We start from the raw sequence: 14,026 nt of genomic DNA on the forward strand, positions 1-14,026 counted from the left end.
GCTGCTCCAGGAGCGGTTCTAAGGTGCGGTTCGGGCCTCGCGGCGGCGGGGCGCCCATCGACGCTAACCCCGCCACCGGCCACCCGGCGCCCGCTCCTGACGGCTCCTTGACCCCGCCGCCCGGGGTGTTGACACGGCCTTGACGCAGGTCAGTACACGCAGGGGATGCTGCCGCCCTCGACCGCGTTGCCGCTGAACTCGTCGGCGATCGAATCGCCGCTGGGGCTGCTGGTGGGGCCGGCGGTGGAGCTGCCGGTCGCGTCGTCCGTGCTGTCGGCGCCGGCTCCGGCGGAGGCGGTGGGGCCGTCCGAGGCGCCGGACGTCGGGTCCGCCGACGTTGCGGACAGGGACGGCGACGGCTCGGCCGAGGACGTCGGCGCATCCGGGGACGAGGACGGGGACGAGGTGGGCGCGGCCGGGCTGGCGTCGGCGTACCCGATGGTCTGCTTCACCTGGGCGCGGATCTTGTCCACGTCGACGATGTTCACGTCCCCGTCGCCGCCGCCCAGGTCGGGCTGGCTGATCACCGAGCCGAGGGTGTTGAACTCGACGTTGCCGCCCGTCAGGTTCGGCACCTGCTGGGCGAAGTCGAGCACGTTCCAGCTGCTGTCGATCACCACGTCCTTCTTCACCGCGTCCAGCAGGCTCTGCATCTTGCCCAGGTCGCCGAAGACGCCCTGGTCCTTGAGCTTCTTGGTCACCCCGGCCAGGAAGGCCTGCTGACGGTGCGTCCGGTCCAGGTCGCCGTTGGGCAGGTTGTAGCGCTGGCGGACGAAGGAGAGCGCCTGGGCGGCGTTCAGCTGCTGCGGCCCGGCCGGGAAGTCGGCACCCGAGCCGTGGCCGGCCCGGGTCGCGGTGCGCGCCACGATCGGGTCCTTGACCGCCTTCTTCAGGCAGACCTCGATCGGGCCGAGCGCCTGGGCCACGTCGTAGAAGCCGATCAGGTTGACCTCGGCGAAGTGGTCGATCGGCACCTGGAGCATGTTCTGCACCGTCAGCAGGGTGGCCTGCCGCCCGGCCTCGCGGCTCTGGTGCTCCAACTCCACCGGATCGGTGACCCCCTTCGCGGTCAGCTCCTTGACGGCCTGGTACTTCGCCCGGTCGTAGGCCTCCTTGACCTTGTGCTTGCCGAGCTTCGGCTGCCCCGGGGCGTTGATCAGGTCGACGTAGTCGTCGCGCGGGATGGAGAAGGCCTCGACCTTGCCGCCGTTGGCCGGGATGTGCATGAGGATCAGCGTGTTGGTGTTGTAGCCGCCGATGTCCGAGGTGGAGCCGGCGTGCAGGTCGTTCTGCAGCACGTCCGAGGGCAGCGCGTTGCCGTCCTGGTCTCGCCGGCTGTCCAGCCCGATCAGCAGCAGGTTGACCGAGTTGTCCAGGTGGCCGGCGCTGTCGGTGGGGCGCGGCGGGGCCGCCTGCTTGACCGGGGCGAGCGCGTCGGAGGTGGTGATCCCGGTGGTGAGCGAGTGGAAGGTGTACCAGCTGAACCCGCAGGTGCCGAAGACGGCCAGCGAGACGCCGAGCACCAGGGTGCGCCCGGCCAGGGCGATCGGCGCGGTGCGCCGCCGCTGCCGACGGGTGCTCCGCGGCGCCTCGTCCTCGGCCGTGCTCGGGTCCTGCTCGCTCATCGGTCCTCCTCAGTCCCCGGGACCCTCCCGGGTGGCTGTGCTGGGGGCACCGCGGATCCCGGGGCCCCCACCTACAACTCAGACGCGGGCCGGGAGCGGTTGGTGGCGTGCGGAGGAAAAATAATTCATACAGGAAGGTTTTCCTCACGGTATGTCAGAAAATGGTCAAGGGATCCTCCGCACTCTGTACCGATCCCGTCCCGAACGGCTGGACCGTGCTCACGACTGGGCACAATGGCCGTCAGCGGGGGGAGCCCGCGCAAGTCGCCGGCCGGCACGGCCGGAGCCAGGGGGTGGTGTGATGCAGGCCGAGGTCAAGGGCAGCACGATGCCGGTGCTGGAGATCCAGCTGGCGCCGGGGGAGCAGGTGGTCTCCGCGCACGGCGAGCTCTCCTGGATGACCGCCAACATCCAGATGTCGCAGACCACCAACAGCGGCGGGCCGCGCGGCGGCGGACTGCTCGGCACGCTCAAGCGGGCGGTCAGCGGCGGCGGGATCTTCCTGACCCGCTACCAGGCGCACGGCAGCGCCGGGCTGGTGGCCTTCGCCGCCAAGGTGCCCGGGCACATCGTGCCGGTGGACGTGGCGCCCGGGCGCGCGGTGCTGGTGCACCGGCACGGCTGGGTCTGCGGCACCCCGGGCATCACCCCGACGATCGCCCTCCAGCAGTCCTTCCGGGGCGGGTTGTGGGGTGGCGACGGTTTCGTGCTGCAGCGCCTGGAGGGCCAGGGGCGGGCCTGGATCGAGCTCTCCGGCGAGCTGACCCAGTACACCCTCGGGGCCGGCCAGACCATGCTGGTGCACCCCGGCCACGTCGGGATGTTCGACGAGTCGGTGCAGTTCACCATCACCACCGTGCCCGGCATCGCGAACAAGATCTTCGGCGGCGACGGCTACCACCTGGTCGCGCTCACCGGGCCCGGCCAGATCTGGCTGCAGAGCATGCCGCTGCCCAACCTGGCGCACGCCCTGGAGCCCTACCTGGCCCGCGACGGCGCGACGGCCGCGGCCGAGGGCGCGGGGCTCGGCGGGATCGTCGGCGGGATCATGCGAGGCTGAGACCGCCCGGTCGGCGCGGGCGTATGCTCCCCCGCAGGAGGCGGCTGGAAGCGTGCCGCCCGCCCGAAACGGAGTCGCCGTGACCCTGACCGTGCCCCTCGTCCCGATCACCGCCACGGAGTTGGACTCACTGACCCCGGACCGGCTGCTCGCCCGCTCGGTCTCGCTGATCATCCGTCAGTTCGCGGTGGCCGGGCCGGAGCGGAGCAAGGAGATCGTGGCCGGCCTGGACCCGGTGCGCGGCGCGCTGTTCGGCTACTGGGTGCTGCACACGCACGGCGGCAACGCGCTGACCGGCTTCTGCGCCGAGCTCCCGCACCGCACGGTGGACCCGGACTTCTGGGCGCTCACCGAGCGCAGCCTGCTGGCGCTCGGCGACGGGCCGCTGCTGGAGGTGTTCCGCCGCTTCCAGCGGGAGATCAGCCGGGCCCAGTCGGCCTACCGGGCCAGCACGCCGGTGCGGGGCGACTGGGACGGCACCACCACCGGGCGGATGCTGGACCTGCTGGACCGGACGGCGATGCGCGAGCTGGACACCGCCTACCGCGCCGCGGTGCCCGACTCGCTGGCCCGGCTGGGTGCGTACATCCGCCGCAACGGCACCGCGCTGTTCGACGTGGCGGCCTGAGGCGGCACTCGTCGGCTCGCCGGGACGCGGCGGTCGGCATCGGTCACCGGGTGGCCGTCGTGCGCTGCGGCGGCACCACCGAGCCGGCTCCGGCGGTCGGCCCGGGTGAGACCTGACGGACCGTCAGGATCGTGGCCAGGGCGACCACTCCGGCCAGCGCCGGCACCGCGGCGGGACCGCCGAGGGAGAGGGCCAGGCCGCCGGCCGCGCCGCCGATCGCCACCCCGAGGTACTGCGCGGAGAAGTGCAACCCGAGTGCCTGCGTGCGCTGTTGGGGTGCCAGGGCAGCCAATCGGGTCTGCTGGCCGATGCCGCCGGACCACCAGGCGGCGCCGAAGGCGAAGAGCAGCGGGAAGGCGATGACCCCGGTCACCGCCGGCCGGGGCACGAGGGTGGCGAGGGTGAGCGCCGCGAGCAGGCCGGCGATCACCAGCAGCGCGGTGCGCAGCACGACGGCGAGCGAGCGGCGGGCCAGCACGGCGTGGATCAGCCGGCCCGCGAGGAAGCCGCCCGCGCCGAAGACGATCATCAGCGCGGCCAAGCCGTCGCCGCCGAAGCCGGTGGCGCGCCGGGCGACCGGGGCGAGGTAGGTGTAGAGGGCGTAGGCGGCCAGGAAGAGCCCGAGCGTGCCGGCCAGGCCCCAGCGGATCGGCGGGCGGCGCAGCAGGCCGAGGCGTCCGGCGCCGCCGGCGGGGGAGCCCGGCACCTCGGGCAGGCCGAGTGCGACGGCCGCCGCGGTGAGCAGGCCGAGTCCGGCGACGAAGCAGAAGGCGGCCCGCCAGCCGAGCGCGGCGCCGACCACGGTGCCGATCGGCGCGCCCAGGGTGAGCGCGATCGCGTTGCCGCCCGCGGTGACGGCGATCGCCCGGGGGAGTTCCCCGGGCCCGCAGAGTGCGGCTGCAGTGGCGGCGGCCGGTGCGGCGAAGAGCGCGGCGCCCACCGCGGCGAGCACCCGGGCGCCGGCCAGCGCGGCCACGTCGGGTGCGGCGGCGGCGACCAGGTTGGCCGCGGCGAAGGCTAACGCGGCGCCGATCAGCAGCCGCTTCGGGCGCACGCCCTGGAGTAGGCCGATCAGCGGCGGCCCGGCGAGCGCGTAGACCAGGGCGAAGACGGTGACCAGCTGCCCGCCGACCGCGACCGAGGTGTGCAGGTCGTGCGCGACGTCCGGGAGCACCCCGGCGATCACGTAGCCCTCGGTCCCGACCGTGAACGTGCCGAGGGCCAGGAGGTAGATCCGTGGATTCATGGTCCGACGGTACAAGAATCATTGAACCATTGGAAGGCGGGTTGGCGTAATCTGGCGGAGCATCACCCCGCGTCACGAGAAGGCCTGCCATGAGAGAGACGTTCCACGCCGACCTGCCCGACGTCACCCTCGCCGGTGTGATGCAGGGGCTGAGCGACCCGCTCAGGCTCCGGATCGTCGACCTGCTCGCCCGGCAGGGCGAGACCGAGTGCTCGCAGATCTACCAGGCCCTGGGCATCACCAAGTCGAACGCCTCGCACCACTTCCGGGTGCTGCGCGAGTGCGGGCTGATCCGGCGCACCCAGCAGGGCCAGCAGCAGAGCGCCAGGCTGCGCGCGGACGAGTTCGAGGAGCGGTTCCCCGGCCTGCTGGCGGCCGTGCTGGGCAACCTGGACCCCGAACCCGACCTCGTCCGCGCAGACTGACGCCGCGTCAGTTCGACAGCCCGGCCGCGGTGGTGGCGAGCTTCATCATGTACGGGGTCTCCTCGCCGTTGATCCCGGTGGGGTTGACCGAGTAGACCAAGGTCCGGGACAGGTCGCGGGTGGCGAACACCCCGCTGGTCCAGCCCGGCCGCGAACCGGTCTTGCCCCAGAGCGTGACGCCGTGGAGCACGATGCTCTCCAGCCCCATGCTCATGCACGCGCGCGAACCGGGACCGGTCTCGCAGTGCGAGCTGTTGAAGTTGGGCACGTCCGGGACGGTGAAGAGCAGGGCCTGCTGGGCGGGCGGCAGCAGCTTGCCGCCGAACAGCGCGGTGAAGAGCCGGTCCAGGTCGCCCGAGCTGGAGATCAGCCCGCCCTCGGCCCACGGCCAGGGGCTCTGCTCCGTGACGTCGGCCCGGCCGGTGCTGCCGTCCGGCTCGGTGATGTTCAGGTACGGGTGCGCGTCCGGGTGCGGCAGGCGCGGGTCGTCCGCCTCCGGCACGGAGGTGTGGTGCAGCCCGAGCGGCCGGATGATCCGCTGCTGCACCTGGTGCGCGTAGCTGTCGCCGGTGACCTTCTCGATCACCAGCCCCTCCAGGAAGGTGTTCATCCCGTTGTACTGCTGCGCGGTGCCGGGCTGGAAGCCCATCGGCTGGCCGGCCAGGCCGCCGACGATCTGCTCCGGCGTCCAGCTGTCGAACCGGTGGTCGGCGAACCAGTTGGTCGAGGGGTCGCCCCAGCCGACCGTGCCGCCCGGCAACCCACTGGTGTGGTTGAGCAGTTCGCCCACCGTGATCGGCGGGTAGTCGGCGGGCAGCACCCCGGGCAGGTAGTGCTGCACCGTCCCGTTCAGGTCCAACGTGCCCTCGGCGGCCAGCTGGAGCGCCACGGCGGCGCTGAACACCTTGGAGATCGACCCGATCCGGAACTCGCCGTCGGGGTTCACGTCGCCGGAGGTCCCGGTGAAGTGGCCGGCCTTCCCGGTCACCCGGACGAACGCCCCCGACACGACGTCACCGGGCCGGGCGGCGAGCACGGCGCGGATCGCGGCCGGGTCGAGCGGCGGCAGCGCCGTGCTCGCACCCGTGGCCGCCGGGGACGCGGCGGGCGCCGCGGCGAAGGCCGGCGCCCCGACGCCCAGCGCCAGCGACCCGGCGAGAGCGCCGGTCAGTGCGAGGGCGGTCCAACGGCTGCGAGCGGTACGGGTGTTCACGGTGTGGGTCTCCGGTCTGCGAGAGTCGTTCCTGGTTGCCGGGGACGAGTCTGCTGGGCCCGGCGGGGCCCGGCCATCCGGGAACGGCCCTGAACGATCCCCCACGGGAGGTGGGGGATCCCCTGAGGGTCGGATGACGCGCCGTCAGGGGTGTGGGCGCCGCCGCAGTTCCCCCGCCTCGCCGCGCCAGGCGATCCGGCCGCGCTCCAGCACGTGCACCAGGGCGCCCGGCGGGGCCCAGGCGGGCAGCGTGCGGGCCGTCAACAGGGCGGTTCGGCCCAGCAGTTCGGCGTGCAGGCGGGTCAGCACGGCGGGAGCCAGGCCGCGTTCCGGCTCGTCGAGCAGCAGCACCGCCGGGTCGGTGAGCAGCGCCCGGGAGAGCGCGAGGAGTTGCTGCTGCCCGCCGGAGAGGGTGCCCGCCTGCCGCCGGAGCAGCGGGCGCAGTTCGGCGAACGGCGGCTCCGGGCGCCCGGCACCGCCGAGGGCGAGGTGCTCGGCGACGGTGAGCGCGGGGAAGACCGCGCGCCGGGCCGGCACCAGCACCACGCCGAGTGCCGCGGCCCGCCGGTGCGCGGGGACGGCGGTGATGTCCCGGCCGTCCAGCAGCACGGTGCCGGGCGCGGGCCGGGCCAGGCCGGCCAGCGACTCCAGCACCGCCGAGCGCCCCGAGCCGTTGCGCCCGATCAGGAACCCGAGCCGCCCCGCCGGCCCGTACACGTCTACCCCGGCGAGCCGCACCACCTGACCCTCCCGCAGGTGCGCGCCGCGCAGCTCGATCCCGGCGCTCACCACAGCCGCCGCACCCGGGGGTCGGCCAGCACCCGCTCGACCGGCCCCGACGCGACCACCCGGCCCGCGTCCAGCACGTACGCCTCCCGGGCCAGCCGGGCGACCAGCGCCAGGTCGTGCTCGACCAGCAGCACCCCCACCCCCTCGCGCGCCGTCATCGCCAGCACCCGGGCCACCCAGGCCACCTGGGCGGCGTCCAGCCCCACCGACACCTCGTCCACCAGCAGCACCCGGGGCGCCCCCGCCAGCGCCCGCGCCAGCTCCACCAGGCGCAGCACGCCGAGCGGCAGGCCCGCGGCCGGGCGCGCCGCCAGCGCGGTCAGGCCGAGCAGCCGCAGCACGCCCGCCGTCCGCGCCCGGGCCACAGCCGGCGGCACGCCGTGCTGTTCCGCGCCCACCAGCAGGTTCTGTGCCACCGTCAGCCCCGGGAAGACCGCCACCTGCTGGAAGGTGCGGGCCAGGCCGAGCCGCGAGCGGCGGTGGCAGGGCGCCCGGGTGACGTCGCGTCCGGCCAGCAGGATCCGGCCGGCCTCCGGACGGGCCGCGCCGCCCAGGCAGTCCAGCAGCACGCTCTTGCCCGCGCCGTTCGGCCCGACCAGCGCGGTGACCTGCCCGGCCGGCACGGCGAGGTCCACGCCGTCCAGCACGGCGACCCCGCCGAGCCGGCGCCGCACCCCCTCGGCGCGCAGCGCGGCGCTCACCCCGCCCCCGCCCGCCGCACCCGGCGGGCCCAGCCCGCGAGCCCGCCCGGCAGCCGGCCCACCACGGCCGCCAGCGCGCCGACCGCGACCGCCGACACGCCCGGGACGGTGGCCGCGTCCAGCCCGGTCAGCACGAACGGGGTCAGCACGGCCGCCGCCACGCTGTCCACGCCCGCCACCACGATCGCCGCGAACCAGACCAGCCCCTGCACGGGGTCGAAGACCGAGGCGTCGAACGCCCCGCCGGCCAGCGCGAGCAGCACCCCGCCCGCTCCGGCGAGCGCCGCGCCCAGCGCGAAGACCAGCAGCTTCAGCCCCGGCACCGGCACCCCGGCCGCCCAGGCCCCGGCCTCGTGGTCGCGGGTGGCCAGCAGCGCCCGCCCCAGCCGTCCCCGCCGCACCGCCGCGACCAGCAGCACCCCCAGTCCGAGCACCACCAGCTCGGCCGCGTACAGCGCCCGGTCACCGCGCAGCGGCGCGGGCCGCAGCACCGTCAGCCCGGCCGTCGCGTACGGCTGTTCGAAGACGAACCGGCTCAGCCCCACCGCCAGCGCGAAGGTGACCAGCGCCAGCACCAGCCCGCGCCGGTGCACCACCGGCCACCCCGCCAGCACCCCGATCGCCGCCAGCCCGAGCGCCGCGACCACCAGCGCCGCCCCGCTCGGCAGCTGGCCGGAGGCGAACTGCGCCGTGCCCAGCGCGCCGAGGCCGGCGAACGCGCCCTGGGCCAGCGAGACCAGCCCGCCGTCGCCGGTCACCAGCACGGTGGAGAGCAGCACCAGCCCGAGCCCGGGGACGGTCAGCACGGCCCGGATCCCGTCGCCGCGCAGCGCCAGCGGGGTGAGCAGCACGAGCACGACCAGGCCCGCCGACCACGAGTCCACCCGGGCCCGCACGGCCGTCGGTAGCGTCGTCGGAAGGGTCGGTGGCAGGGCCGTCGGCAGCGTTGGCAGCGGAGTGCCGCCGCCGAGCAGCCCCTGCTCGGCCGCGCCCCACGGCACCAGCGCGGCCACCAGCAGGGCGACGGCGAAGAGGTTGGACTGCGCGGCGTCCACCACCGGGCCGAGCGTGCCGGGCGGCCGCAGCCAGGTGAGCTCCGCCTGGCCGACGCCCAGCGCGAGCCCGACGACCACCGCGACCGGCAGGCTGCGGAACCGGGCGGCGACCGCGACGGCCAGGGTCTCCAGCACCAGCAGCGGCAGGCCGTACGGGTCGAGCAGCACGAACGGCGCCAGCAGCACGCCGACCAGACCCGCCGTCAGCGCGCCGAACGCCCAGCCGACGGCGCCCACCGCGTTCGCGTCCACCCCGGCGAGCTCGGCCAACCGGGGGTCGTCGGCCACCGCCCGGGCCCGGACGCCGAACCCGGTGAACCGGCCGACCGCCCAGACCACGGCGGTCACCAGCAGGACGGCCGCCAACTGGGCGACGGTGTCCAGCCGCAGCAGGTGGCCGCCGGGCAGGGTGAGGCTGCGCGCGGGCACGAGTGACGGCACGTCGGCCAGCGGCGCGGTGCCCCAGACGGCGGCCACCAGCCCGATCAGCAGCACCAGCACCCCGACCCCGGCCACCACCACCTCGCCCACCCCGGCGCCGCGCCGCCGCAGCGGACCGAAGACCAGCAGGTGCAGCAGCACCCCCAGCCCCGGTGCGACCAGCGCCAGGCAGAGCACCGCCCCCAGCCAGAGCGGCCAGCCCCGCACCACCACCAGCTCGCGCAGCAGGTAGGCGGTGAGCACGGCGATGCCGCCCTGCGCGAGGTTGAGCACACCGGTGAGCCGGTAGCAGACCACCAGCCCGACCCCGCTGAGCGCCGCCGCGCTCCCCACGGCCACCCCTGCGAGCGCGAAGTCGATCGCCAGCCCGGGAGCGGCCATCAGGCGGCCATCAGGGGGCGTCCGGGGCACTCGTCACGGGTCCGCCAGCAGGTCGGGCTCGCACACCGGGCACGGGGCCAGGCCGCGTTCGCGCACGGCGGCCGCGTCCACCGGGACGGCCCGGTCCTGGCCGGCCACCAGGGGGCAGCCGGGGCGGTGGCAGAGCGTGCCGCCGGGGGCGGCGACCAGGGTGGCGCCGAGGACGCCGGGGTCGGCCGCCGCCTCCGGGGCCGCCCAGCCGGTGGACGCGGCGGTGACGGGGGCGGGGGCGGTGGAGGCGTCGGTGGTGGGGGTGGCGGAGGCGGGCGTGGCGGAGGCGGGCGCGGGGCCTCGGGCGGCGACCAGGGCCAGGCCCCGCACAGCCGCCCAGACCACGCCGCCGGTGAGCAGGGCCGCGCCGGGCACGGTGGCGGAGGCGAGGTACGGTAGCTGGCGTGCCGTCAGGGACTCGCCGGAGACGGCGTACCAGCCGAGCACGCACAGCGCCGCGCCCACCGCCACCAGCAGCCAGCCGAGGCCGGTGCCGGCCAGCAGGCGGGCGGCGAGCGCCGAGGGTGACCGGTCGGGGCCGGTGCCGTCCATCCGCTGCCCTCCTGTTGCGCGTGGTTCGCCGGTCGGCCTTCATAGTGTTACCCGCGTCATAGCTGATGCGGCGTCACCACGACCGAGAACCGGCACCACCGGGCGGAGAGAACCCTGATGCGCACCCTGCCGACGGACCCCGTGCTCAAGGCGGTGGCGGCCGTGCTCGGCGCCGCACTGCTGGTGTCCTCCTGCTCCAGCGGCAAGAGCAAGAGCGCCGCGAGCTCCACCCCTTCGGCGGCGTCGTCCAGTGCGATGAGTGGGAGCGCGTCGGCTTCGGGGGCGGTTTCCGGGTCGGCGTCCGCGTCGGCGTCCGCGTCGGGGTCCGCTTCGGCTTCGGCGTCCGCCACCGGGACCGCGCCCGCCGATGTGGCCGCCGCGACCACCCAGGTGACGCAGAACTGGCAGAGCTTCTTCTCGCCGAGCACCTCGCTCAGCGCCAAGGCCGCCCTGCTGCAGAACGGGCAGCAGCTCCAGGCGCTGCTCCAGGGCTTCGCGAGCGACCCCCGGGTGGGTCAGGTGAGCGCCCAGGTGACCAACGTCCAGTTCACCTCGGCGACCACCGCGATCGTCACCTACAACCTCTCGCTCCAGGGGCAGACGGTGCAGCCGAACGCCTCCGGCCAGGCGGTGCTGGACAACGGCACCTGGAAGGTCTCGCAGGCCACGCTCTGCGGCCTGGTCACGCTGAGCGGCGCCACCGGCCTGCCCGGGTGCAGCTGATCCGGTGTCGGGCGGCGGCGGCCGGCCTCGCGGCGGCCGCGCTGCTGCTCGCCGGCTGCGGCACCCGGCTGCCCGCCCGGGACTTCGCGGCTCCCACGGTCGGCGCCTCGGCGGGCGCGGGAAACCCGGCGAGTGACACGGGTGTGACGTCCAGTCAGTTAAGAATCGGCATTATTACTTCGCTGACCAGCCCGCTCGGCACCGAGGTGCTCTCCGGTCCCCGCTACGGCGCGCTCGCCTTCTTCCAGGCCCTGAACGCCGCCGGCGGCCTGCACGGGCGCACCGTGCAGGTGTTCACCTGCGACGACGGTGGCAGCGGCATCGGCAACCAGAACTGCGCGCACCAGCTGATCGACCAGGACCAGGTCTTCGCCCTCACTGCCGGCAGCTCGCTGGACTACGCCGGCGCGCCCTACGTCAGCGGCAAGGCGGTGCCGGACGTCGGCGGCCAGCCGATCGGCACCGAGTACGACCGCTACCCGCACCTCTACGGCATCTACGGCAGCAACGCGCCGCGCGACGGCCGCAGCGTCGGCTGGGACGGCACGCTCTACCAGAGCACCGAGGTCTACCGGTTCTTCAAGCAGCGGCTGAACGCCGACCGGGCCGCCGTGGTCGCCTACAACCAGGCCGACTCGCTCTCCTACGCCCGCCAGGTCGCCCAGGGCCTGGCCGCCGAGGGCTACCACGTGCTGACCCGGACGCTGGACCTGGCCCTGCCCGCCTTCCAGGACGTCGCCACCGCGCTCGCCGCCGACCACACCCAGGTGCTCTTCGACGCCCTCGACACCCGCGGCAACACCGGCCTGTGCCAGGCCCTGGACGCCGCCGGCGTGCACCTGGCGGCCAAGGTCACCAACGTGCAGAACTGGGTCCAGACGGTGTCCCGCGACTACCAGTCGGCGCCCGGCTGCCGCTCGGTGCTCTGGGCCACCTCGGCCAGCCGCAACTACGCCGACACCTCCTACCCCGCCGTCTCCGCCTTCCGCGCCGCCATGCACCGCTACTACCCCGACCGCGAACCCCTGCTCTCCGCCTGGGAGTTGGAGGGCTGGGCGGCGGCCCAGTGGCTGACCGACGCGATCGCCTCGTGCGGCGCCGCACCGACCCGGGCCTGCGCCGAGCGGTTCATGAACCGCCCCCAGACCTACGACGCCCACGGCCTGCTGATCCCCACCGACTTCACCCCCGAGCCGCGCCCGTCCGGCCTCACCCGCGCCTGCCTGAACGCCGCCCGTTGGCAGGACACCACCCCGGGCGGCGGCCCCGGCACCTGGGTGACCCAGGTGCCGGACATGGACACCAACTGCTTCGACGTGCCCCAACTGGCGTACCAGCCCTGAGCGCTGGCGTGTTCGTGGCACCGCACCTCTACGCGCTGGTGCCTCAGTCGGCTTCGGGCGCGGGCGCGAGGAGCCCGTCGACGACGCGGTGGACCATGGCCACGGCCGTGTCGTCGCCCAGGCGCAGCGCGGTGTTGGTGGCGTTGAGCACGGCGTCGAGTTGGAAGGCCGCGAGTTCGGGATCGAGCGCGGCGATCTCCCGCGCGGCGACGGCCTGGCGCAGCTCGGCGGCGATCAGCTCGCGCCAGGCCCGCTGCTGACCGGCCAACACGTCCCGCACCGGGCCCGGCCGGCTGTCGAACTCGGGCAGGTTCGCCGCCCAGAAGCAGCCGCCCGCGAACAGCGGCTGTTCGGCGTAGGCGATCCACTGGTGGCCCAAGGCGCGCACCCGCGCGACCCCCGGCGGCCGCACCAGTGCGGGGCGCACCACGGCCTCCTCGAACGCCTCGCGCGCAGCCTCGACCACCGCCAGCTGGAGCTTCTCCTTCGTGGCGAAGAGCGTCTGGACGGTGCTCTTGCTCACGTTCAGGTCGGTCGCGAGCCGACCGAAGCTGAGCCCGGTGAGCCCCTCCAGTGACGCCGTGTCAACGGCGTGCCGGACGATCGTCCGGCGGGACCGCGCGCCGCGCAGCAGGCGCCCGTCATGCACAACCTCGCTCATCGGCCTCATCCTGCCACACCCTTGCGAAATACGTACGGACGACCGTACGGTTACTTTATGAACAGCCATCAGATGCTGGATCTGGCACAGGCGTTGGCCGAGGCCAAGAGCCGCCAGGACGTACCCGCAGCGCTACGGCTCCTGCACGAGGACATGGTGCTGGAGTCACCACCCCTCGGCAGCAGGGCCCGTGGCCTGCCCGCGAACGAGAAGGCGCTGACCCGCTTCTTCGCGTCCTTCCCCGACTACGAGGTCACCCTCGACGGGCACGCGGTCACCGACGACACCCTGGTCCTGGTCTGTTGGGGGACGGCGCGCATGACCATGACCGGCGACCGGTTCGGCGTGACGCCCAACGGCAGGCGCGCCGAACTGCCGGTGTTCATCCAGTTCTCCTTCGCCGACGGCCTGATCGCCGGCGAGCGGTTCTCCTTCGACCTGTCGGAGCTCTGCGCCCAGTCGGGCGTCTCCACCGACCAGGTCCGGCACACGCTCTTCGGGCGTGCAGCGTGACGCCCCCCGACCCCCGGGTGAAGGCCGTCGGCGACATCACCACGTGCCACCTCTTCGACCTGGTCGTCGACCTGAGCCCCCGGCTGGAGTTCGGTACCGGCCCGCTCGGCCGCAGGACCCTCTTCGGCGCCGTGGGCGGCACCTTCCACGGGCCCCGACTGCACGGCGAGGTGCTGCCGGGCGGCGGCGACTGGGCCCTGTTCCGCCCCGACGGGACGATGGCACTGGACGTCCGCCTCACCCTGCGCACCCACGACGGCGCCCTGGTGCACCTCACCTACGGCGGCCGCTGGGTCACCCCGCCCGAGCTGCGGGCCGACCTCGCCGATCCGGCCAAGAGGTACGAGATCGACCCGGCGCGCTACTACTTCCGGACCAGCCCGCTCTTCGAGACCGGCGCACCGGAGTACGCATGGCTGAACGACATCGTCTGCGTGGGGTCGGGCTACCTGGTCGAGGGCGGGATCGCGTACAAGGTGGCGCAGGTGGTCTGAAGGCTCGCCTGAGTCCGGGCGGGGCCGGCGGGGCCTGGAACCGCGGGGCCTGGAGCCGTGGTGCCTCGAACCCTCGTAGGAGCCGCCGTGACCCTGATGGACGCGAGCTGTTGCCGGGTCAGCTGACGGACCGTTGACTTGTTGAC

Annotated in this window: 16 protein-coding genes; 7 read left to right on the forward strand and 9 right to left on the reverse strand. The window is 74.4% G+C overall.

What is annotated here, in order from left to right:
* Positions 1 to 149 precede the first annotated feature (149 nt).
* A complete protein-coding gene (locus FHX73_RS37515; protein ID WP_145910522.1) occupies positions 150 to 1,625 on the reverse strand; it encodes an LCP family protein in 1,476 nt (491 codons plus the stop codon).
* Between the two features lie 301 nt (positions 1,626 to 1,926).
* Here FHX73_RS37515 and FHX73_RS37520 point away from each other — a divergent pair, with 301 nt between their 5' ends.
* A complete protein-coding gene (locus FHX73_RS37520) occupies positions 1,927 to 2,685 on the forward strand; it encodes an AIM24 family protein (RefSeq protein WP_145910523.1) in 759 nt (252 codons plus the stop codon).
* 79 nt (positions 2,686 to 2,764) lie between these two features.
* Positions 2,765 to 3,313 carry a hypothetical protein gene (locus tag FHX73_RS37525; RefSeq protein WP_145910524.1) on the forward strand — a complete coding sequence of 183 codons (549 nt, stop codon included), beginning with the start codon at positions 2,765 to 2,767 and terminating at the stop codon, positions 3,311 to 3,313.
* Positions 3,314 to 3,356: 43 nt separating this feature from the next.
* Here the strand turns inward: FHX73_RS37525 and FHX73_RS37530 are convergent, their stop codons facing one another.
* On the reverse strand, positions 3,357 to 4,559 hold the full coding sequence (locus tag FHX73_RS37530; protein WP_145910525.1) for an MFS transporter: 1,203 nt from the start codon (positions 4,557 to 4,559) through the stop codon (positions 3,357 to 3,359).
* Positions 4,560 to 4,648: 89 nt separating this feature from the next.
* Here FHX73_RS37530 and FHX73_RS37535 point away from each other — a divergent pair, with 89 nt between their 5' ends.
* Entirely contained in the window at positions 4,649 to 4,984 is a 336-nt protein-coding gene (locus tag FHX73_RS37535; protein WP_145910526.1) for an ArsR/SmtB family transcription factor, read from the forward strand.
* A gap of 7 nt (positions 4,985 to 4,991) precedes the next feature.
* On the opposite strand, the gene FHX73_RS37540 is transcribed toward FHX73_RS37535, so the two are convergent.
* The 6 genes from FHX73_RS37540 to FHX73_RS37565 all read right to left on the reverse strand — a co-directional run bounded on the left by FHX73_RS37540 (position 4,992) and on the right by FHX73_RS37565 (position 10,496).
* Positions 4,992 to 6,197: a serine hydrolase domain-containing protein gene (locus tag FHX73_RS37540; RefSeq protein ID WP_145910527.1), complete on the reverse strand. Its 1,206-nt coding sequence runs from the start codon at positions 6,195 to 6,197 to the stop codon at positions 4,992 to 4,994.
* 144 nt (positions 6,198 to 6,341) lie between these two features.
* A complete protein-coding gene (locus FHX73_RS37545; protein WP_145910528.1) occupies positions 6,342 to 6,986 on the reverse strand; it encodes an ATP-binding cassette domain-containing protein in 645 nt (214 codons plus the stop codon).
* On the reverse strand, positions 6,983 to 7,687 hold the full coding sequence (locus FHX73_RS46820; RefSeq protein WP_246214127.1) for an ABC transporter ATP-binding protein: 705 nt from the start codon (positions 7,685 to 7,687) through the stop codon (positions 6,983 to 6,985). The genes FHX73_RS37545 and FHX73_RS46820 overlap by 4 nt, the downstream gene beginning before the upstream one ends.
* Positions 7,684 to 9,564, reverse strand: a complete 1,881-nt coding sequence (locus FHX73_RS45745) for an ABC transporter permease subunit (RefSeq protein WP_145910530.1) — start codon at positions 9,562 to 9,564, stop codon at positions 7,684 to 7,686. The genes FHX73_RS46820 and FHX73_RS45745 overlap by 4 nt, the downstream gene beginning before the upstream one ends.
* Positions 9,565 to 9,597: 33 nt before the next feature.
* Positions 9,598 to 10,146 carry a hypothetical protein gene (locus FHX73_RS37560; RefSeq protein ID WP_145910531.1) on the reverse strand — a complete coding sequence of 183 codons (549 nt, stop codon included), beginning with the start codon at positions 10,144 to 10,146 and terminating at the stop codon, positions 9,598 to 9,600.
* A 56-nt stretch (positions 10,147 to 10,202) separates the two neighbouring features.
* Complete coding sequence (locus FHX73_RS37565; RefSeq protein WP_145910532.1) at positions 10,203 to 10,496, reverse strand: hypothetical protein; 294 nt, start codon at positions 10,494 to 10,496, stop codon at positions 10,203 to 10,205.
* 19 nt (positions 10,497 to 10,515) lie between these two features.
* On the opposite strand from FHX73_RS37565, the gene FHX73_RS37570 reads away from it, so the two are divergent.
* Together FHX73_RS37570 and FHX73_RS37575 are read left to right on the forward strand one after the other, a co-directional pair.
* Positions 10,516 to 10,869: an MTB12 C-terminal domain-containing protein gene (locus FHX73_RS37570; protein ID WP_145910533.1), complete on the forward strand. Its 354-nt coding sequence runs from the start codon at positions 10,516 to 10,518 to the stop codon at positions 10,867 to 10,869.
* Entirely contained in the window at positions 10,869 to 12,212 is a 1,344-nt protein-coding gene (locus FHX73_RS37575; RefSeq protein ID WP_145910813.1) for an ABC transporter substrate-binding protein, read from the forward strand. The genes FHX73_RS37570 and FHX73_RS37575 overlap by 1 nt, the downstream gene beginning before the upstream one ends.
* Before the next feature lie 43 nt (positions 12,213 to 12,255).
* On the opposite strand, the gene FHX73_RS37580 is transcribed toward FHX73_RS37575, so the two are convergent.
* Positions 12,256 to 12,873, reverse strand: coding sequence for a TetR/AcrR family transcriptional regulator (locus FHX73_RS37580; RefSeq protein WP_246214128.1), 618 nt, complete (start codon positions 12,871 to 12,873; stop codon positions 12,256 to 12,258).
* 57 nt (positions 12,874 to 12,930) lie between these two features.
* Here FHX73_RS37580 and FHX73_RS37585 point away from each other — a divergent pair, with 57 nt between their 5' ends.
* Positions 12,931 to 13,386: an ester cyclase gene (locus tag FHX73_RS37585; RefSeq protein WP_211786458.1), complete on the forward strand. Its 456-nt coding sequence runs from the start codon at positions 12,931 to 12,933 to the stop codon at positions 13,384 to 13,386.
* Positions 13,383 to 13,880 carry a DUF3237 domain-containing protein gene (locus FHX73_RS37590; protein WP_145910535.1) on the forward strand — a complete coding sequence of 166 codons (498 nt, stop codon included), beginning with the start codon at positions 13,383 to 13,385 and terminating at the stop codon, positions 13,878 to 13,880. The genes FHX73_RS37585 and FHX73_RS37590 overlap by 4 nt, the downstream gene beginning before the upstream one ends.
* Positions 13,881 to 14,026: the final 146 nt, after the last annotated feature.

Source organism: Kitasatospora viridis (genome assembly GCF_007829815.1).
GTDB classification, from domain to species: Bacteria; Actinomycetota; Actinomycetes; order Streptomycetales; family Streptomycetaceae; genus Kitasatospora; species Kitasatospora viridis.